Consider the following 19,871-nt stretch of genomic DNA (forward strand, 5'->3'; position numbering starts at 1 on the left):
CGCCACCGGCCACCCGGCCACGGCCGAGTGAGTGACATGTGTTCACGTTGTCACGCCGATGGACACTGGGTATTGGCGCGCACCCGTTGGGCGGCCCGGATTGGCCACCGGTGATAATCGGGTGGTCACTCTGAACATCAGAGCCAAACTGTTCCGGAATCGCTGTCAGAGACAGGCCCTCTCACGCATCCGGACATTTCGACGGAACCGACGCGGTGCGCCGGCACTTAGAACTGGACAAATCGGGATCTTCAGCCTTGAGGGGCGTCCCCCTGCATCGGCCGCGCTGACCCGCGCCGCCTCGGCACATTCGTCACAGGCCGCGACCGCCGGCGGCGCGGCCCATGGCTGCGCGCGAACGGGCACGGCCCGCGCCACAACACGGATGCCTACAGTGGAGACACGTCCGGAGTGTCGACGTTTTCTCGTCGTTGCGTCGGCGGCCAACCGTCGTGCCGGGGCGTTCCCCGGCGCGGCCGGGCGCCCGAGATGCCTCGCGGGCACCTGCCCGGACGAGCGGGCGCGCCACGCGACCTCGGTGACGGTGAGTTCGGAGGCGGTGAGCTCGCGAGCGGTTCGAGCCGTCCGAGCGGCACCGGCGGGGCGAGCGGGCGCGGCGGGCCGAGCACCCGCGGCGGGCCGGCGGTCAGGGACCGGCGACGGCGTCCGGCGTCAGCGGGGCAGCAGGCGGCCGGGGCCACCTGGGGCGACGCGCATGGCCTCGGCTGGTAGGCGCCTGCCCGGAGGGAAGAGCGCGAGGACCGACCCGCCGAACCCGCCGCCGACCATGCGCGCGCCGGCAGCGCCGAGGGCCCGCAGGCGCGCCGCCGTCGCCTCCACCTCGGGCACCGACACCTCGTAGAGGTCGCGCAGGCTGGCGTGCGACGCGTCGAGCACCCGGCCGAGCTCGGGCAGGTCGCCGGCCCGCAGCGCCGCCACCGCGAGGCGGACCCGCTCGTTCTCCGCCAGCACGTGGCGCACCCGGCGGCCCAGCGGCTCGGGCAGCCGGCCGGGCGCGTCCTGGTCGGCGTCGCGCAGCGAACCGATCCCGAGCAGCTCGCAGGCGCGGGCGCACTCGGCCCGGCGGGTGTTGTAGCCGGACGCCGCGATGGCGTGCCGGACCCCGGAGTCAACCGTCACCAGCCGCCACCGGCCCAGGTCGAGACGCACCGGCTCGATGCCCGTCGCCGCCGGCTCGGCACCCGGAGTCGCCCGCCCGCCGTCCGCGCCGCTCGCCCGGGCGGCCGACGCGGGCGGCGCGGGCAGCGGGCCGGGAGCGGGAACGCCGCCGGGCGCCTGGCCGGGGGCGGGGATGGCGCCGAGGGCCCGGACGTCCAGACACAGCGCGTGGCCGGGACGGCCGAACAGCGAGGCGGTCTGGTCCAGCAGGCCGGTACGCGCGCCGACCCACTCGTTCTCCACCCGGGACAGCAGCCCGGCGAGCTGGCGACGGTCCGGCTCGCCGTGCCCGCTGTGCGCCAGCAGCGCGAGCGCCAGCGCGACCTCGAGCGCCGCCGACGACGACAGGCCCGCGCCCCGGGGCAGTGTGCCGGTGATCGTCAGGCGCGCGGGACGGATGGAGTACCCGGCCTCGGTAAGCAAGGCGACCACCCCGCGGGCGAACGAGCGCCAGCCCTCGACGCGCGGGGGCGCGACGGCGGGGAACACGTCGTGCGAGCCGATGTCGACGGCGTGCATCCGCATCAGGCCGTCCAGCGAGGGCCGCGCCCGTACCGTGACACCGAGCTCGATCGCGAACGGCAGGCACAGGCCGTCGTTGTAGTCGGTGTGCTCCCCGACGAGGTTGACCCGCCCCGGCCCGAAGGCGACCGCCGTAACCGGCCCCCGTCCGGCGGGCCGGCCGCGACGCATCCTGGAACGGCGTGGCCCGCCCGCCGGCTCGCCAGGCTCTCCGGGACGGGGCGGGACGGAACTGTCCAGCGCGACCTCCGCACTCCTGGCGCCACCACCCCCGGCGGCCTGGCCGTCCGTCATGTCTACGCAACGCCCGACGTTGGCGGGACGATCCACACCCCCACCTGTGGGCACCCCGCCGCGCCCCGACCCGGAACCAGGTGCAGAGCAGGGTCCCTGCCGGATCCGGGGTTCCTGCCGGATCGACGGAGCTTGCGGAGTCGATCTGGGAGGTCCGGAAGCCGATCTGGGAGGTTAGGCTCAGCACGCGGCGGCGCGCAGCAGGGACGCGGCGTGCTCGGGCTCGATGTCGTTGACGTAGACCCCCATCGCGGACTCGCTGCCGGCGAGGTACTTGAGTCTGTCCGGGGCACGCCGGTTGGAGAACACGCGCAGGCGCAGGTGCGCCCAGCGCCGGCCGGCCCGGACGGGGGCCTGCTCCCAGGCGGCGATGTAGGGCATCTTCACGCCGAGCACCCGGTCGAAGCGGCGCAGGACGTCCAGGTAGAGCGACGGGAACTCGGCCCGCTCGTCCTCGTCGAGCGCGGGCAGGTCGGGCACGTGCCGGCGCGGGTAGATCGACACCTCGAACGGCCAGCGGGCGGCGTATGGCACGAACGCGACCCAGGCGTCCGTCGAGGCGACGAGGCGGGCACCGGCCGCCTCCTCGGCGGCGACGGCCTCGCAGTGCTGGCAGCGGCCGAGGCGACGCGCGACGCGGATCATCGCGGACAGCGGCGTCGGGACGAACGGGTAGGCGTAGATCTGGCCGTGCGGGTGGCCGAGCGTCACCCCGATCTCCTCGCCGCGGTTCTCGAAGACGAACACGCTCGCCACGGCGGGCAGGCGGCCCAGTACCGCGGTGCGGTCGGTCCAGGCCGCGAGCACCGTGGCGGCCCGGCGTGGCGTGAGCGCCGCGAACGAGGCGTCGTGGTCGGCGGTGAAGCAGACGACCTCGCAGCGCCCGTCACCGGGCTGGCCGGCGAACGGTCCGGCCCGGTCCCCCCGCCGGGCCTGCCCCGACGCGGACGGGCCGCCCTCGCCGGGGCCGGTCAGGCCCACCGCCGGAAGGCCGACCGCCGGCACGCCGAGGGCGGGGAAACGGTTCTCGAAGACGGCGACGTCGTAGTCCTCGGGGACCTCGGTCTCCCGGGCCGGCCCGCTGGGGCACAGCGGGCAGTCGGCGACCGCCGGCAGATGGGTCCGCCCCTGGCGGTGCGCGGCGATGACCACCCACTCGTCGGTCAGCCGGTCGTGGCGCAGCTGGGACGGCGGCCGGGCCACCGGCGCGAGGCCGCGCCTGTCGGGCTCTCCGCGGCGGCGGCCCGGCTCGTCGTCGAAGTAGATGAGCTCCCGGCCGTCGGACAGCAGCACCGCCGTCCGGGTCGCGCCGGGCGCGGCCGCGTCAGCCGCCGTCACGCCGTCGTCACGGGCTAGACGCTACCGGGACGCCCGATCACATCGACCGGTAGACCTCGGCGCGGGTACCGCTGACCAGCCTGCGCCGGGCGATCAGCCCGACGCCCGCGCACACCAGCAGGACAATCAGGACTACCGGGCCTTCCCGCGCGAACCACGACGTCACCTCCGGCTCGCCGACGAAGAGCACCTCGGGATGCGGCACCGACAGAAACGCCCCGGCGGCGCCGACAGCCATGAGCACCCGGCGGCGCGGCACGCCTCTGGCCATGACCAGCGGGACCATGCCCCAGACGAGGTACCACGGGTAGAGCACCGGCCCGAGCAGGGCGAGGCTGAGCAGCGCGAGGCCGCAGGTGGCCGGGACGTCCCGGCGGCGAACCGTGATGAGCAGCCAGCCGATCAGCAGCGCGGCCCCGGCCATCCCGGCGGCGCGGGCGAGGCCGAGAAGGTCGCTGCCCGGCAGCGCGGGGCCCGGTGTGTCGGTCACGATGGCGAGCAGGTTGGCGAGCGCAGACACGGGCGAGTAGAGACTCAGCCCGTGCGACGGTGTCGACGTGGCACGTACCCAGCCCAGCCCGTCGGGCACGAGCAGCAGCGACAGCACGGTCGCCGTCGCGGCGATCACGGCGAGGTCACGGATCATGGCCGTGAGCACCCGCGCCACGGGTCCCCTCGTCGACGGGCCGGGCAGGGCCCAGCGCCGGTCCGTACCGCCGCCGCCGACCCAGCGCACCGGCGCCGAGGCGGTGATCGCCGCGGCGAGCCGCCGGCCGAGGGCGAGCCCGCGCCCGGCCAGGCTCCCGGTCGCCGTCCGTGTCCTGACGGGGGCACCCGGCGATGGCCCATCCGCGGGGTTCGGCGCCGATTCCGGCTCTGGCTCCGGCTCCGCCGCGGCGGCCGGGCCGACCGCGAGATCGGCCCAGCGGCGGGCCAGCAGCACGACCATGATCATTGCGGCCGGCCACTTGGTCAGGGCGGCGGCGGTGAGCAGGGCGAGGCCGAGCCCGACCCGCCCGCGCAGCGCGGCCAGCAGCCCGGCCGCGGCCAGCGCCATCATCACCGCCTCGAGGTGGACGGCGCCGAGCAGTTCCAGCAGCACGACCGGCCCGCCGACGCCGGCGGCGAGCGCCCACGGGCGGCGGTGCGCGGGCACCGCGCGGACCAGGCACCAGGCCAGCGCCGCGACCGCGACGGTGGTCACGACCCGCAGCAGGATGACCGACCGGACGACCCGGCCACCCGTCAGCGCGGTGACCGCGTGGAAGAGCCCCAGGCCGACGGGGCCATACGGCGACGGGGTGTCCTGCCAGATCGGGTCGGCGGCCAGCGCCGCCGGGTGGCTGCCGAGCAGCGCGGGCCCCGCCGCATAGGGGTCGAGCCCGGCGGAAAGCATCGCCCCCTGGGCCACGTAGCTGTAGACGTCGAGGCTGAGGATCGGCGGGCCGAACAGCGGCGCGGCCGACCAGCAGCAGATCAGCGCCGCGACGCCGCGCAGGGACAACTCGCCGCGCTGGCTGCGCCGGCACGCCCACCACCAGGCGCCGACGAGCAGGGTCGCGCCAAGGAGCAGCACCACCGGCAGCAGCGACGGCTTGTCAGTCGCGACGGGGTCGAGCAGCCCGAACCAGGCCGTCGGCGGGCGCACCACGGGGCCGAGCGCGAGGCGCCCGCCGGTGATGACGACGAGGGTGGCACCCAGGGCGCCGACCGCCCCGGCGAGCACGAGCGCACCGAGGTGCCGCGCCCGGCGCCCACGCGCGCTCGCCCCGTCGCCCCGCGCCCCGCCGGTCGGCGCGCCGTCGCCCCGCGCGCTGTGGGTCGGCGCGCTGTCGGTCGGCGCGCTGTCGGTCGGCGCGCTGTCGGTCGGCACGCTGTGGGTCGGTGCGCTGTCGGTCGGCGCGCTGCCGGTGACCGTTGGCGCGCTGCCGGAGCCGATCGGCGCGTCGCCGGTGACAGGCCACGCGCCGTCGGCCCCGGTTCCGCCGGCGTTCGCCACGTCACGGACGTCGCGACCCCTGGTCTGCCTGTCCGGCCTGGTATCTCCCATCGCGACGAGAACGCTGCCAGCCATGCCGCACGCCCAGACGGCGCCGGAGCGGACCCGGAATGAACAGACCGGAACCGGAGAGGTCACCACCATCGTCGACGTGATACCCGTCACCTTGACCGCGAGGCCACGAGCATCGGGTCACAGCTCGACCACGGATCGCGCGAATCTCGCCGCACGGGTGAAGCCAGCGACACGGAGCGCGATATCGACGCCCAGTCCCTCCTCTAACCTCGGTGATGGACGTCGAGACTCGGTGATGGACGTCGAGAACTGGTCGACGCGCCCGCCTGCGCGCAGGGCGAAAGGAGACGCCACGTGACGAGGGCCCCGGCTGCCGCGGGGGACATCCCGGCCCCCAGGGCGGCGCCCGCCACCGTCATCCCGCCCGGCGACGTGTCATCCGCGTCCGCCGCCGCACTCGCCGCCGCCACGGCCGTCGGCGCGGCGAGCCCCACGGTGGACGTCCTCGACCCGGCGGTCCTCGACCCGGCTGTCCTCGACCCGGCCATCCCCGGCCCCGCCCGTCCCGGCGCGGCCGACGCCGACGCCGACGCCGACGCGGCCCGTCCCCGCGTGCTCGGTCCCGATCCGGCCGGTTTCGACGTGCGTGAGTACCTCGACGGCCTCGGTGCGTTCCTCGCCGGTGTCGCGAACGTCGTCATGCAGCTGAGCTGGGCGCCCGTCGGCCACGGCGTGGTGGAGAGCCGGGTGGCCGGCGGCCGGCTGACCCACCACCCGGTGAAGCGCTTCCGCACCACGCTGACCTACGTCGCCGTCTCCATGCTCGGCAGCGACGAGGAGCGGGCCCGCTACCGGGACGCGGTCAACGCGGCGCACCGGCAGGTCCGCTCCACCTCGGCGAGCTCCGTCCGCTACAACGCGCTGTGGCCGGAACTGCAGCTCTGGGTCGCGGCGTGCATGTACCAGGGCGCGGTCGACGTCCACACCCGGCTGCACGGCCCGATCGAGCCGCCGGCGGCGGACGCGTTCTACCGGCACGCCGCCCGCTTCGGCACGACCCTGCAGGTGCGCCAGCCGATGTGGCCCACCGACCGGGTCGCGTTCGACCTGTACTGGGAGGAGGCGCTCGGCCGGGTCGCGATGGACCCGACCGTCCGCGCCTACCTGCACGGCCTGGTGACCGGCCGTGGGATGCGCTGGCCGTTCAGCCTGGGCCCGCGGCGCCTCGTGGTGTTCGTGACGACCGGTTTCCTGCCGCCCAGGTTCCGCGAGGAGATGGGGCTGGCCTGGTCGGCGGCCGACCAGGCCAGGTTCGACCGGACGCTGCGCCGGCTAGGCGCCGTCCAGCGCCGCCTGCCCCGGTTCGCCCGCCTCTTCCCCTACAACGTGCTGCTCCTGGACATGCGCCTGCGCCGCCGGCTTGGCCAGCGGCTGGTCTGACTGCCCCAGCCGCTGGCCGTTCGCCGCATGGCCGTTCAGCTACGCCGCGGAGCCGCTCAGCCCGCGTGGACGGGGGCGCCGGCGGCGGCCACGTCCGACTTCCGCGCCTTGACCAGGATCACGACGGTGACCAGCGCGGCCGCCATCAGCACGGCGCTCCAGAGGAATGCCGTGGTGTAGCCCTCGATCTGGGACTGCGCCTGCGCGGCCGGGCCGATGCCGTGGCTGCCCAGGTAGTTCGTCACGACGGTCGCGTAGACGGTGTTGAGCAGCGCGATGCCGAGCGAGCCACCGACCTGCTGGGTCGTGTTGACCAGGGCGCTCGCGACGCCGGCGTCGTGGTCCGCCACGCCGATCAGCGACAGGCTCGACATCGGGACGAACGCCATGCCCATGCCGAGGCTGATCAGGAGCTCCGCCGGCAGGACGTGGGAGGCGTAGCCGGTGTGCAGCCCGACCTGGGTGAGCAGCAGCAGGCCGACCACCGCCATCACGCCGCCCACGACCATGGGCGACTTCGGGCCGACGCGCGGCAGCAGCTGGCTCGCGATGGCCGCCCCGAAGATGATCCCACCGCTGAACGGCAGGAAGGCGAACCCGCTGCGCAGCGCGCTGTAGCCGAGCGTCTGCTGGAAGTAGAACGTCATGAACAGGAACATCGCCAGCAGCGCCGCGCCGAAGAACAGCGACGCGAGGAAGGAGCCGCCGCGGTTGCGCTCGAGCACGACCCGCATCGGCAGCAGCGGCTTCGCCGTGCGCAGCTCGATCACGACGAACGCCGCGCACAGCACGACCGCCGCCACCAGCAGGGAGACGGTCACCGCCGAGCCCCAGCCGTCGTCGGCCGCCTTGGTGAACCCGTACACCAGGGCGACCAGGCCGAGGGTGATCGTCGTCGCGCCCGGGATGTCGTAGCTCGGCTTGCCCTCGGCGCGGCTCTCGCGCACGACCGAGATCGCGGCGACGGCCGTGACCACCGCGATCGGGACGTTGACGAACAGGCACCAGCGCCAGGAGGTGTACTCGGTGAGCAGGCCGCCGACGATCAGGCCGATCGCGGCGCCGCCGCCGGAGATGCCGCCGTAGACGCCGAACGCGCGGGCGCGCTCCTTGCCGTCGGTGAACGTCACCGTGATGAGCGAGAGCGCGGCCGGCGCGAGCACCGCTGCGCAGGCGCCCTGCAGGGCGCGGGCGGCGAACAGCATCGCCGCGTTCGGGGCGAACCCGCCGAGCGCGGAGGCGGCGGCGAAGCCGAACAGGCCCCAGATGAAGGCCCGCTTGCGCCCGGCGAAGTCGGCGATCCGCCCGCCGAGCAGCAGCAGGCCGCCGAAGGCGAGCGTGTAGGCGGTCATGACCCACTGCCGGTTGGCGGTGGAGATGTCCAGCGCGGCCTGCGCGTGCGGGAGCGCGAGCGTCACGATCGAGCCGTCGAGCACGACCATGAGCTGGGCGACGGCGATGACGGCGAGCGCGATCCAGCGGCGTGGGTCGGGCTCGCCGGCCGCCCCATGGGCGGACGCCTCGGCGACCGGCGCCGCGGCGGCGGTGACCGCCGCGGCCGCAGCGGCGGGCTGGGCCGGGATCACCGGCGCGCCGGTCCTCTGATCGCCGCCGTCGCCCGACGATGTGACGTCGGTGGTTGTGGTCACTGTGTCTCCGTGTCTTCTGGAGAGGGCTCCGGAGGCGCGAGGGAGAGCATCGTCGCGTCTTCTCGGCCGGGGGCGAAGGTCTTCTCCTGCGGACCGGGGTGTCTCCGGCACGCGGGGCTGCCCGGGTGGGGCCGTCTCGAGCGAGGTCCGCGGTCGCGCGGCCCTCCCGTGAACACGCCGCCCGCGTCGGCCTGGGTGGCCGGGCGTTCGGCGCGCGGCAGGGGACTGGAATGCCGCCGTGGACGTCGGTGGTTGGCAGTGGTCGGAGCGAACGCCCGGCTACGGGCCGCCAGTGGGTCAGACCGACGGTAGTTCGCTTCCAGATAGTACGGCATCGAACAGAGCTGGCATCAAACTATCGTGATCAACTACACTCACGTCATGAAGGCCCGCACCCACGGCGCCGACGCGGGCACGCGCACCGACGACGCCCCGCTCACCGGCTACGGCCCGGACACCAGCGCCATGGCCAGCACCGACATGGCCTCCCTGGACGACGTGCCGGAGCCCGAGGACTTCTGCATCGCCCCGGAAGGCGCCGCACCAGAGGTTGGACCGGACCAGGTCGACGAATTCATCGAAGCCTGGCGCCTGGAACGCCCGGACCTCGACCTCGGCACCCTCGGCGCCCTCGGCTGCTTCGCCCGGATGAAGTGGCTGACCAAGAACCTCGCGGCGATGGCCGAGCAGGTCATGCGCCGGCACGGGCTGAACGCCGGCGAGTTCGACGTGCTCGCGGCGCTGCGCCGTTCCGGACCGCGGTGCACGCTCATCCCGTCGCAGTTGTCGGCGCTGCTGATGATGTCACGCGCCGGCATGACCAACCGGCTGGACCGGCTGGAGGCGGCGGGCCTGGTCGAGCGGGCCCTGGACCCCGCCGACCGGCGCAGCTTCCGGGTCCGGCTCACCGACAAGGGCCGCGCCGTCATCGACGCGGCGGTCACCGAACACGCCCAGCTCGTCAACCGGTTGGACGCGGTGCTCTCCCCCGACCAGCGCGCCAGCCTCGACGAGGCCCTGCGGGCGCTGCTACGCGCCTTCCCGTAGGTTCGGGCGATGGCGGAACGGCTGGACGGCACGGTGGCGCTCGTGACCGGCGCGAGCAGCGGCATCGGCGAGGCGGCGGCGCGCGAGCTCGCCCGCCAGGGCGCGGCCGTGGCGCTCGTGGCCCGCCGCGGGGACCGGCTGGACGCCCTCGCCGCCGAGATCGCCGACGCCGGCGGCAGCGCGCTCGCGCTGGTGACCGACATCACCGACCAGGCACGGGCGATCGCCGCCGTCGAACGGACCGTCTCCGAGCTCGGCCGGCTCGACACGGTGGTCAACAACGCCGGCGTGATGCTGCTCGGCCCCGCCGTCGGCGCGCCCGTCGAGGAGTGGGACCGGATGGTCCGGCTGAACGTGCAGGGCCTGCTCTACGTCGCCCACGCCGCGCTGCCGCACCTGATCGAGGCGGCCGAGAGCGAGCCGCGGCGGGTCGCCGACCTGGTCAACATCAGCTCGGTCGCGGGCCGCCGCGCCACGGCGTTCTCGGGGGTCTACAACCTGACCAAACATGGCGTGAACGCCTTCACCGAGGCACTACGCCAGGAGGTCACCGAACGGCACGTGCGGGTGTCGGTCGTCGAGCCGGGCGCCGTCGGGACCGAGCTCACCGACCATCTCCGCCCGGAGATCCGCGAGACCGCCCGACAGCGGTTCGCGGACGTCGAGATGCTGCACGCCCAGGACATCGCCGACGCGATCGCCTACATCGTCACCAGCCCGCGCCGCGTCGCCGTCAACGAGATCCTCATCCGCCCCACCAACCAGCCCGGCCCCTGACACGCCCCGAGCCCGGCGGTAAAGGCATGGGTAGGTCGACAGATCACGTGGTGGCCCGTGGGATCAGGTGGTCGCCCGGGGAATCGAGTGGTGGCTCGGGGGATCGACCGGTGGGCCGATGTCCCTCGTCGTCTCGGGGTCGAACGGCGCCGGCTCGTCGTCACCGGCCGCGTCGACGTCGCCGTCGGGCCCGAGGCCATCAGAGTCGAGGTCGTCAGGGTCGGAGCCGTCGGACTCGGGGTTGGCGGGGTGGGCGTAGCCTTCCTGGACCAGCCTGAGCGTCAGGTCGTCGACGGCCTCCTGCCCGCCAGCGAGGCGGACGAGGCGGCGACGCAGGTCGTCGACGCTCGGTCGCGCGTCCGGGTCGACGGCGATCATCGCCGCGAGGGCCTTGACCAGCTCCTCCGGGACGCCGGACAGGTTCGGCGGGTTGTAGGGGTCGACGATGGCCGCGAGCAGCGCGGACGCGGCCCGGTCCGGGTAGAGGATGTGCCCGCTGGCCGCGTACACCAGCGTCGCGCCCAGCGCGTAGACGTCAGCCGCCGTCGTGTCGTCCCGGCCGGCCACCTGCTCGGGCGCCCGGTAGGCCGGCCCGAACGGCTCGGCCAGCACGGCGAGCCCGGCGTCGACGGCCTTCGGCCCGTCCGGACCGAGGATGACGTTGCGCGGCTTGAGGTCGCGGTGCAGCGATCCGGCTTCATGGAGCTCGCTCAGCGCGTCCGCCAGCATGACTCCGAGGGCGGCGGTCAGCGGCGCGTCCAGTGGGCCCTCGCGCAGCACGTGCTCACCCAGCGTGCGCCCCGGGACGTACTCAGTCGCGAGCCAGGGCGGGTCGCCGTGCAGGTCCGCGTTGTCGAGCCGGGCGGCACGCGGGCCCGTGACCCGGTAGAGCGCCCGGACCTCGCCGGCCAGCCGCCAGCGGGCGTCGTCGCTCGCCAGCAGGGCCTGGTTGATCACCCTGAGCGCGACACGCTTCCCGGACGCCGACCTGGCGAGATAGACCCGCCCCGTCCCGCCGACGCCAAGCCGCGCGTCGAGCCGATACCGGCCAACCGTCTCCGGGTCGGACGGCAGCAGCGGCTGCGCCACCATCTCCTCCGCCACCGCGGCCCACCGGACCGCCGGACCGCCATGCCAATGATCTGCGCCCCCCACCATGCCACGGACCCCCGGACGAAGCCGCAAAAAGGGTGCCAAAGACGCCCATGATTACCCGACCTCGCCGCCCGCACCACCACCGCCGCCCGCCAACTACCGGCACATCCCAATCCCGGCCAACGCCACACCCACCAATGTCGACCACCCATGATCACCCGTGATCACCGCGAACGTGTCCTGGCGGTTGTGACATCGCCGAATCCACGGCCACGACGACACGTTGGCGACGGTCAACGTGCCGGGACGACACGGCGCGCAACGTGCCAGGACGGCACAGTGTGCCGGGACGGCGCTAGCGGTGCGCCGGCCGGATGTGCGCAAGCCGGTCTGACAGGGCCGCGATCTCCTCGGCGGAGTACGACAGGTGGACCCTGGTCGTGGACGCCGGACGTGTGGCCAGCGACAGGCCTGGGCGCCACTCGCCGACCGGCCGGATCGGGCGCGGCGTGAAACCGCCACCGCAGTTCGGGCACACGTCGCACAGCCTGCCGACGCAGTCCGCGCAGAACGTGCACTCGTAGCTGCAGATCATCGCGTCCTGGGCGCCAGCCGGCAGGTCCTTGTCGCAGTACTCGCAGTTCGGGCGCAGTTCGAGTGCCATCAACCAATTCTCACCGACACCCTGACGGTCGCCAAAGCCGCCAGACCCACTCGACGTGGACGCCCTCCTCGTCCTCGCTCCCACCATCGCCGCCGCCAGCGCCAGCCACCACCGCCAGCACCAGCCCTGACAGCCGGCCGCGCCGCCGCCGGCCAGCCGCGCCCGTGCACACATAAGGGCACGGGACAACGGAAATTCCGCCGGAGACCGTCGCGATCCCGACTGTCACCCCCCGGCCGGGCGACGACGCTGGAGACATGCCGCCCGCAACGCAGCCGACGCCATCAGCGCCATCAGCGCCTTCCAAGCCGCTGCGCGTCGACATCGTCGTGTTCGACGGGGTTGACGAACTGGACGTCGTCGGCCCACTGGAGGTCTTCCGCAACGCCGAGCGCATGGACTGCCGGCTGACCAGTCGGCTCGTTACCCGTAGGCCGGTCGCCGAGGTGGTCGGGAGCTATGGGCTCCGGTTCCGGCCGGACGCCGTCCTCGAGCCTGGCTGCGACGTCCTGGTCGTCCCGGGTGGGAACTGGATCGCCCGGGGCGAGACTGGAGCCTGGGCGGAGGTCCGCGGTGGCGAGCTCCTTGGGCCGCTGCGCGCCGCGGCCGAGCGGGCGTCGGTGACGGCGGGCGTCTGCACGGGCACCCTCATCCTCGCGGCGGCCGGCCTCGTCGGCGGCCGGCCGGCGGCCACGCATCACGCCGCCGTGGCGGACCTGGCCGGCTACGGTGCCGCCGTGACCGACGCCCGGGTCGTCGACGACGGCGATCTCGTGACCGCCGGTGGCGTCACCAGCGGCATCGACCTGGCTCTCTGGCTCGTCGAACGCTTCTTCGGCGCCCACTACGCGGACGCCGCCGCCGAGCGGATGGAGTATCGCCGTACCCGGGCGGTGACGACCCACGGCAAAGGCCCTCGCGATCAGCGCGACCGTCTCGGCTGACCAGCGAAGACCGTGCGAGAGACGGCCCGGCTACCAGCGTCCTCATCTCTCCCACGCCTACTCCGCCAGCCCCACCAGCCAGCGTGAGACCACCGCGGATGCCCGGCCGGACGCCCCCCGGGCGAAGCACGGGTACTGGCCGGCCGGCCGGCCCGGCCAGCAGGTGCGCAGGGCTGCGTGGTGGCCAGGCGGACCATAGAGCGGACCAGCGGAGCAGGAGCGACGCTCACCCTCGACCGAGCGGCTGGGACGCGGGCGGCCGGCTCCGCGAGCCCGCCCAGACTTCCGTGATTGCGTGGAAGAGAAGAACAGCTCAGATCCGGATCTCGTTGCGGTTCTGTCGGGCGACGCCTAGCGTGCTGCGCCGAGCGCCGAGGGATCGACTTGCCCGCGGCGCTGGCTCCGAGCTACGCATTCCCAGGCAGCTGAACGACGCGCGGCGCACCGTGCTCACTCCGGAGGACTCCATGGCCCGCGGCGGCGATCTCCCACCCCACGCCTCGGGTCTCGTGCCGTGACCGGGGAGAAGGAGCGAAACGACGCCGACGACTTCACGGGGGTCAGCCGCGGCGGAGCGGTCCTTGTCCTGACGGTTGTGGCCCTCGCTCACCCGTGGCAGGCGCTCAGGGAGCTGCTCACGGTGGCCCGTCACCTGGTCCGCCAGGCGTTCAGGCTCGCCATGACGCCCATCGCGCTGGTGGGCGCAGTCCTGGCGGGGCGCCGGAGAGACCGACGCCCAACCTTCGAGGACTACCTGCACCGCGCTGGCGACGAAGGGGACCACCCGTGACCGCGTGACTGAGGTCGACGGCCACGGGCGCACGGTCCCGCCAGCCCGGCCGGGCGACTCCCAGCAGGAGTGAACGTCACTCCCGCCAGCCGAGGCTCCCGGCCGGGCGGAAGCCGAACGGCCGGCCGGTTGTCCGCTGGTTACGCGCCCGTCAGGATGCACGTCAGCCGTGTGCGTACCGGGCCGGAGGCACTCACGTCCAGACGGCCCAGTTCGAGAAACCGTCGGGCGTGGTCGAGGCGCTCGCTACTTCGCGGCCGACCGGAGCGCCTCCAGCGCCTCGTCCGCATGCCGGTTCATGGCGAACTCGGACTCGATACGTGCCAGCACCACCCCGTCCGCACCGAGGACGAAGGTGGCGCGCTTGTTCGGGCCCCGCTTACGGCGGACGCCGAACGCGTCGGCGATCATCCGATCCGTGTCGGCGATGAGCGGGAAACCGAGCGAGTGCTTCGCGCTGAAGGCCGCCTGCTTCTCGACGTCGTCGGCGCTGATCCCGACAAGGCCCGCGCCGACGCCGGCGAACTCGTCGGCCAGGTCACGGAAGTGACAGCTCTCCTTGGTGCATCCGTAGGTCATCGCCGCCGGGTAGAAGAAGACCACCAACGGTCCCTTGGCCAACAGGTCGGACAGGCGCAGGGTCGCACCCGTCTCGTCCACCCCGGACAGATCCTCGATGCGGTCGCCGACGTTCATTTCCGGCCGTTCCTCTCCTCATGTGACCGGCGGCGCAGGCCGCGGGACGCGCACTCCGTACCTGTGCGCCAGTCGCCGGGTCCAGGCCGAGCCACCGGTCGATATCCTCCACCGCCAGATGCGGTCCCCGCCACGCGCCGGCGCGGCCCGGCACGGCTCCCAGTGCCCACGAATCAGGCGGCGGGAACGTATCCGTTAGCTCACGGCCTATCAGGTAAGCACCAAGGTGCCGGCGATGTTCCCGAGCCGCCTCAGGCAGGTTCGCCCGCGACGACGACGCCGTTCTCGTAGGCGAGCACCACGGCCTGGACCCGGTCGCGCAGATTGAGCTTGGTGAGGATGGCGCCCACGTGGCTCTTCACCGTCGCCTCGGTCACGACCAGGCGCCCGGCGATCTCGGTGTTCGACAGCCCGCGGGCGACCAGCACCAGGACCTCGCGCTCACGTGGTGTCAGGTCGTCGAGCAGGCCGGGCGGCGTCGGCGGCCGGGTACGCGCGGCGAACGTCTCGACCAGCCGCCGGGTGATGGCGGGCGACAGCAGCGCGTCGCCAGCGTGCAGGACGCGGATCGCCTCGATCAGGCGCTCGCGGGAGGCGTCCTTGAGCAGGAAGCCGGCCGCGCCCGCGCGCAGCGCGCCGAACACGTATTCGTCCAGGTCGAAGGTGGTCAGGATGAGCACGCGCGGCGGTGGGGTGATCCCGCGGGCGGTCAGGTGGGCGGTGGTCTCCACACCGTCCATGCGCGGCATGCGGATGTCGAGCAGGACGACGTCCGGACGCAGCTCCTGCGCGCACCCGCGTCCGGGGCAGCCCGGCCATGGCCGCCAGCGAGCGCAGGTGCGCGCGCGCCGTGCGGCCCGGATGGGCGCCGCAGGGCTCGGTGAGGACCCCCAGCGTGCGCGCGTCCCGCGCCCGCCCCGCGCGGCCGTGCAGCAGCACCCGCCCGGTGCTCGCCGTGGCCAGTCCACTGATCACCTTGAGCGCCGTGGTCTTGCCGGCGCCGTTGGGCCCGAAAAAGCCGGTGATGGCCCCACTGCGCACACCGAAGGACACATCCTCGATCACAGCCCGCCCGCCGTAACGTTTCGTCAGCCCTTCGGCGGCGATCGCGATGCCGGCCGTCGTGGTGCCTGCGGTGCCTGCGGTGGCCGTGGCTCTGGTGCCTCGGGTGGCCGCGGCCACCTCCTCCGTTCGTGAAATTCCCATGGCCGGAAGAATCCGGCCGGCCGATCTCGCGGTCATCGGCATGCGGACCAATCTCTGGACTCGACCGTGGTCGGAGGCCGGGCGGGCGCCCGTCCGCCCAGGGACGGAGACGGCCCGCCGGCGCGGCGCGGCCGGGGCGAACCGTTCTCACCTCACCCGCGCTGTCAAAATCTACACACCTGTGGCAGTTTGCGGGATTGGACGCTCAAGGATAGGAGAAGAGAAGGTAAACGAATTGCCGCGGGACGACGCGGACGACAAAAGGAGCACTGCCCTATGCGGCGACACCTGGACGATGGTCGGGCCCGGCCGGACCTGACACCTCTCGAGGAGCCTCGCCGTGGCCCCGCCGCCGGCGGCCCGGCCCGCCTGGCGCCCATCGCCGGCCGCGTCCCGGCCCGCCCCCAGGTGAGCCCCCGGACTGGTCCCGGGGCCGGCGCGGCCGGAGTCGATGCCGCCGCCACCCTGAGCACCGTCGACACCGTCGACACAGTCGACACAGTCGACACAGTCGACACAGTCGACACAGTCGACACAGTCGACACCGTCGACACCGTCGACACAGTCGACACAGTCGACACAGTCGACACAGTCGACACAGTCGACACAGTCGGCGTCGACGACCGCGCCGTGAACCGGGATTTGGACCGGGACCCGGGCCGAGGCCGAGCGGGCCGCCGGGCCGCTGGCGGGCGCGACGGCGGCCAGCTTCTCGCGATGATCGACGGCGTCCCCGACTACGACTACGTCGCCCACACGGCGACGCTGCGGGGTGTCGTACGGCAACGTCTCGTCACCAGGGCGCTGCGTGAACATCTGCCGCCCGCGCCCGCCCGGATCGTCGACATCGGCGGCGGGACCGGCGTCCAGGCGCTCGCGCTGGCCAGGCTCGGCTACGACGTGACGGTCTGCGAACCGGACGAACGCATGGTGGACGAGGCGACGCAGGCGTTCGCCACCGCACCCGAGGACATCCGGGACCGGATCCGGCTCGTCCAGTGCGGCGCGTTCGACGTGGCCGGCCGGGTGGGCACCGGCTTTGACGCCACCCTCTGCCACGGCGTCATCATGTTCGTCCCCGAGCCGGAGGCGCTCCTTCGCGCCCTCGTGCACCTGACCCGCCCCGGCGGCACCATCTCGGTCGTCGGCAAGAACGGGCCCGCCCTCGCGCTGCGCGCCGGGCTGCAGGGCCGCTGGCGCGACGTGCTGACCCAGCTGGCGGACAGTGGCCGGAGCCGTGCGGACGGAACGCCGCCCGAGCCCGTCGTCCTCGGCCCGGCTCCGGCCAACAGCGCCGACGACCCCTCCCTCGTCAGGGCCGTGCTGGTCGCCCAGGGAGCCGAGCCGCTCGCCTGGTACGGAATCCGGACCTTCACCGACCATCTCGCCGACGAGCCCACCACCGCTGACCTCGACGACATCGTCGAGGCCGAATGGGTCGCGGGCACCCGCGACCCCTACCGGCAGGTCGCGCGCCTGGTCCACCTGGTCCACCGCCGCCGGCCCTGACAGGGAGACCGCGCCGGCGGCCGGCCCGCCCAAGCCGTGGTGCCCGAGGCTGGTGTCCGAGGCTGGTGCCCGAGGCCCCGAACCAGCACATGCCGCCGGCCGGAGCGGCGGCGCGGGGAACGGCATGAAGCCGTCGGTAGCGGTTCCCAGCCGGTCGACACGTCGATATCAGCATGGTGACAATGCGACTCCGGGCAGCGGACAACGCCTTACGGTCGGCGTTGTGGAGCAGCAGAAGGTCATCGTGATCACCGGGGCGAACGGCGGCATCGGTGCAGCGGCGGCGCGCGAGCTGGCGCGGCAAGGGCACCGACTGGCACTGGTCGGACTCGAGCGGGCGGACACCGAGCGGATTGCCGCCGAGCTCGGGGCGACGGCCTATACCGCGGATTTCTCCTCATTCGCGCAGGTGCGCGAGCTGGGCCGGCGGCTGCTGGCCGACCTGCCGCGCATCGACGTCCTGGTGAACAACGCCGGGATGATGAGCGGCACGCGGCACGCGGTCACCGAGGACGGCAACGAGTGGACGCTGCAGGTCAACCACCTCGCGCCGTTCCTCCTGACCCAGCTGCTCGCCCCGCGCCTGGCCGAGTGGGATGGCCGCGTGGTCGTCACGGCGAGCCTGATGAGCAGCAGCAGGCTCGCCCGTTTCGACCCCGAGCGGCTGAGCAACGGCCGCCGTTACCGGGCGCTTGACGCCTATGCCGCCTCAAAGCTGGCGAACATCGCGTTCGCCGCCGAGATGCCCGCCCGAATCGGCGCGGTCAGGGCTGTGTCGTTTCACCCGGGCATCGTGCGCACGAACTTCGGGGCCGAGGGCCCGATGTTCGTGCGGACGTTCATGCGCTCCCCGTTCCGCGCGTTCCTGCGCTCGCCCGAGCAGGCCGCCGACACGCTGGTGTGGCTCGCCACCGTCGACGGCACGCGGCTCATCGACGGCGCCTACTACTTCGACCGCCGCCCGGCCCGACCGAACCCGCTCGTGTACGATGCCCGGTTCCGGCGCACCCTGTGGCGGCGCACATCCGAGCTGGTGAACGCGCCTGGGCTGCACGCGCCGATGGTCGAGGCCGCGCCGGCCAACACCACGCAGCTCAACGCCGTGCCGGTCAACGCCATGCCGGCGGCCGCGTCGCTGACCGATGCGGCCCGGTTGGAGGCCACCCGGTTGGAGGCCACCCGGTTGGAGGCCGTCCGGGTGGACGCCGCCCGGCTGGAGGCCGCTCGGCTGGAGGCCGTATGCGCGGCGCTGGCCGCCGTTCGGCAGCGAGCCGGCGAGCCCGCTTCGCTCACCGCGGGAGCTCTCCGAGGATGACGAAGGGCCCGGGGGCGGCTTCCGCCCGCCCCCGGGCCCCCGTCTCGTCCGCTTCGCTGGCTACGCGGCCGCGGCGTGCTTCTCGGCGTAGCGACGGGCCCACTCGGCGCGGGGGACGACGTCCGTCTCCACGTCCGTGGCGGTGGCGCGCAGGGCGCCGACCGTGGTCTTCTCCCTCGGGATCTGCGCGAACGGGTCCCAGTTGAAGAAACGGGAGGCGTTCTCCCAGGTGATCTTGTTGATGTCCGCGTCGTCGGCGCCGACGTTGTTCAGCTCGTTCAGGACGAACTCGGGAGCGTTCGGCCAGATCGAGTCGGAGTGCGGGTAGTCGCACTCCCAGGCGATGTTGTCGATGCCGATCTCGTGACGCAGCTTCAGCGTCGTCGGGTCGGTGACGTAGCAGGCCAGCGTGTGCTCGCGGAAGACCTCGCTCGGCAGCTTTCCGCCGAAGTCACGGCGCAGCCAGCGCTGGTTCGTGTAGTGGCGGTCGCAGCGGTCCAGGTAGAACGGGATCCAGCCGATCCCGCCCTCGGAGAAGGCGAACTTCAGGTCCGGGTAGGAGCGCATCGCCGGGCCCCACAGGACGTCCTGTGCGGCCAGCGCCGAGATCTGGCAGGCCAGGATGATCAGGTTGTCGATCGGCGCGTCCGGCGCGCCCTTGATGGCGCCGAATCCCTGGCCGATATGCAGGCACCAGACCAGGCCGTTGTCGGACATCGCCTGGAACACCGGGCCCCAGTAGTCGATGTCGTGGTAGCTCGGCAGGCCTTCCAGGTGCGGCTGCTCGGGCATCGTGACGGCCTTGACGCCCCTGGCCGCGACCCGGCGGATCTCGTTCACCATCAGCTGGGGGTCCCAGGTCGGCAGCAGCGCGATCGGGATGAACCGGCCCGGATAGACGCCCGCCCAGCCGTCGATGTGCCAGTCGTTGTACGCCTCGATCATCGCGACGGTGATCTCGTCCTTGTAATGGGTGAGATGACCGGCGGAGAAGCCCGTGAACGTCGGGAAACACATCGAGGCGAGGATGCCGTTGCGGTCCATGTCGCGGACGCGGTCGTGGATGTCGTAGACGCCGGGGCGCATCTCGGCGAAGTTCGCCGGGTCGCGGCCCCACTCCTCGGCGGGCCAGGAGACGACGGCGTTCAGACCGGAGACGCCGGTCGGGCGGCCGCGGTAGATCCACCGCTCGATGCCGTCCTCGCCCTTCATGACGTGCGGCGCGAGGTCCACCCACTTCGCCGGCACGCGGCCGTCGAACATGTCCGGCGGCTCGACCACATGATCATCGATGCTGACCAGGATCATCTCGTCGATGTTCATCTGGCACTTACCTCCTCTGTCGCGGGGCGACGGGGCCTAACGGTCGGGCGCGGCCAACGACTTCGGCCT

At 73.3% G+C, this 19,871-nt stretch carries 16 protein-coding genes and 1 pseudogene; 7 read left to right on the forward strand and 10 right to left on the reverse strand.

The features are described from left to right. Positions 1-672: 672 nt before the first annotated feature. The 3 genes from BCD48_RS31305 to mptB form a co-directional block, all read right to left on the reverse strand. Positions 673-1,995, reverse strand: coding sequence for a galactokinase (locus BCD48_RS31305; protein WP_083419481.1), 1,323 nt, complete (start codon positions 1,993-1,995; stop codon positions 673-675). Between the two features lie 180 nt (positions 1,996-2,175). Next, complete coding sequence (gene galT / locus BCD48_RS31310; protein ID WP_071051991.1) at positions 2,176-3,333, reverse strand: galactose-1-phosphate uridylyltransferase; 1,158 nt, start codon at positions 3,331-3,333, stop codon at positions 2,176-2,178. Positions 3,334-3,370: 37 nt separating this feature from the next. Further along, positions 3,371-5,407 carry a polyprenol phosphomannose-dependent alpha 1,6 mannosyltransferase MptB gene (gene mptB, locus BCD48_RS31315; protein WP_241842137.1) on the reverse strand — a complete coding sequence of 679 codons (2,037 nt, stop codon included), beginning with the start codon at positions 5,405-5,407 and terminating at the stop codon, positions 3,371-3,373. A 294-nt stretch (positions 5,408-5,701) separates the two neighbouring features. Here mptB and BCD48_RS31320 point away from each other — a divergent pair, with 294 nt between their 5' ends. After that, on the forward strand, positions 5,702-6,787 hold the full coding sequence (locus BCD48_RS31320) for an oxygenase MpaB family protein (protein WP_241842138.1): 1,086 nt from the start codon (positions 5,702-5,704) through the stop codon (positions 6,785-6,787). Positions 6,788-6,843: 56 nt separating this feature from the next. Here BCD48_RS31320 and BCD48_RS31325 read toward each other — a convergent pair whose 3' ends face one another. Beyond that, on the reverse strand, positions 6,844-8,436 hold the full coding sequence (locus tag BCD48_RS31325; protein WP_083419482.1) for an MFS transporter: 1,593 nt from the start codon (positions 8,434-8,436) through the stop codon (positions 6,844-6,846). Between the two features lie 360 nt (positions 8,437-8,796). On the opposite strand from BCD48_RS31325, the gene BCD48_RS31330 reads away from it, so the two are divergent. Continuing rightward, a complete protein-coding gene (locus BCD48_RS31330; RefSeq protein ID WP_241842139.1) occupies positions 8,797-9,483 on the forward strand; it encodes a MarR family winged helix-turn-helix transcriptional regulator in 687 nt (228 codons plus the stop codon). 9 nt (positions 9,484-9,492) lie between these two features. Then, entirely contained in the window at positions 9,493-10,260 is a 768-nt protein-coding gene (locus tag BCD48_RS31335; RefSeq protein WP_071051993.1) for an SDR family NAD(P)-dependent oxidoreductase, read from the forward strand. 63 nt (positions 10,261-10,323) lie between these two features. Here BCD48_RS31335 and BCD48_RS31340 read toward each other — a convergent pair whose 3' ends face one another. Then, positions 10,324-11,418, reverse strand: coding sequence for a serine/threonine-protein kinase (locus BCD48_RS31340; RefSeq protein ID WP_083419483.1), 1,095 nt, complete (start codon positions 11,416-11,418; stop codon positions 10,324-10,326). A gap of 292 nt (positions 11,419-11,710) precedes the next feature. Further along, a complete protein-coding gene (locus BCD48_RS31345) occupies positions 11,711-12,019 on the reverse strand; it encodes a DUF1272 domain-containing protein (protein WP_071051995.1) in 309 nt (102 codons plus the stop codon). 257 nt (positions 12,020-12,276) lie between these two features. On the opposite strand from BCD48_RS31345, the gene BCD48_RS31350 reads away from it, so the two are divergent. Next, positions 12,277-12,963, forward strand: coding sequence for a DJ-1/PfpI family protein (locus BCD48_RS31350; RefSeq protein ID WP_083419484.1), 687 nt, complete (start codon positions 12,277-12,279; stop codon positions 12,961-12,963). Positions 12,964-13,477: 514 nt separating this feature from the next. Continuing rightward, positions 13,478-13,753: a hypothetical protein gene (locus tag BCD48_RS31355; RefSeq protein ID WP_071051996.1), complete on the forward strand. Its 276-nt coding sequence runs from the start codon at positions 13,478-13,480 to the stop codon at positions 13,751-13,753. 246 nt (positions 13,754-13,999) lie between these two features. Here BCD48_RS31355 and BCD48_RS31360 read toward each other — a convergent pair whose 3' ends face one another. The 3 genes and pseudogenes from BCD48_RS31360 to BCD48_RS54275 all read right to left on the reverse strand — a co-directional run. Continuing rightward, on the reverse strand, positions 14,000-14,449 hold the full coding sequence (locus BCD48_RS31360; RefSeq protein WP_071051997.1) for a peroxiredoxin: 450 nt from the start codon (positions 14,447-14,449) through the stop codon (positions 14,000-14,002). A gap of 251 nt (positions 14,450-14,700) precedes the next feature. After that, complete coding sequence (locus BCD48_RS31365; protein ID WP_491677184.1) at positions 14,701-15,189, reverse strand: LuxR C-terminal-related transcriptional regulator; 489 nt, start codon at positions 15,187-15,189, stop codon at positions 14,701-14,703. A 181-nt stretch (positions 15,190-15,370) separates the two neighbouring features. Beyond that, positions 15,371-15,697, reverse strand: a pseudogene (locus BCD48_RS54275) (ATP-binding cassette domain-containing protein); the annotation flags it as partial. Between the two features lie 234 nt (positions 15,698-15,931). Between BCD48_RS54275 and BCD48_RS54280 the strand changes: the two are divergent. Further along, a complete protein-coding gene (locus BCD48_RS54280; protein ID WP_241842140.1) occupies positions 15,932-17,164 on the forward strand; it encodes a methyltransferase in 1,233 nt (410 codons plus the stop codon). 223 nt (positions 17,165-17,387) lie between these two features. Beyond that, positions 17,388-18,479, forward strand: a complete 1,092-nt coding sequence (locus BCD48_RS31375; protein ID WP_071051998.1) for an SDR family NAD(P)-dependent oxidoreductase — start codon at positions 17,388-17,390, stop codon at positions 18,477-18,479. A 60-nt stretch (positions 18,480-18,539) separates the two neighbouring features. Here BCD48_RS31375 and BCD48_RS31380 read toward each other — a convergent pair whose 3' ends face one another. Further along, complete coding sequence (locus BCD48_RS31380) at positions 18,540-19,802, reverse strand: amidohydrolase family protein (RefSeq protein ID WP_071051999.1); 1,263 nt, start codon at positions 19,800-19,802, stop codon at positions 18,540-18,542. Between the last annotated feature and the right edge of the window lie 69 nt (positions 19,803-19,871).

Source organism: Pseudofrankia coriaricola (genome assembly GCF_001854805.1).
Classification (GTDB): Bacteria; Actinomycetota; Actinomycetes; order Frankiales; family Frankiaceae; genus Pseudofrankia.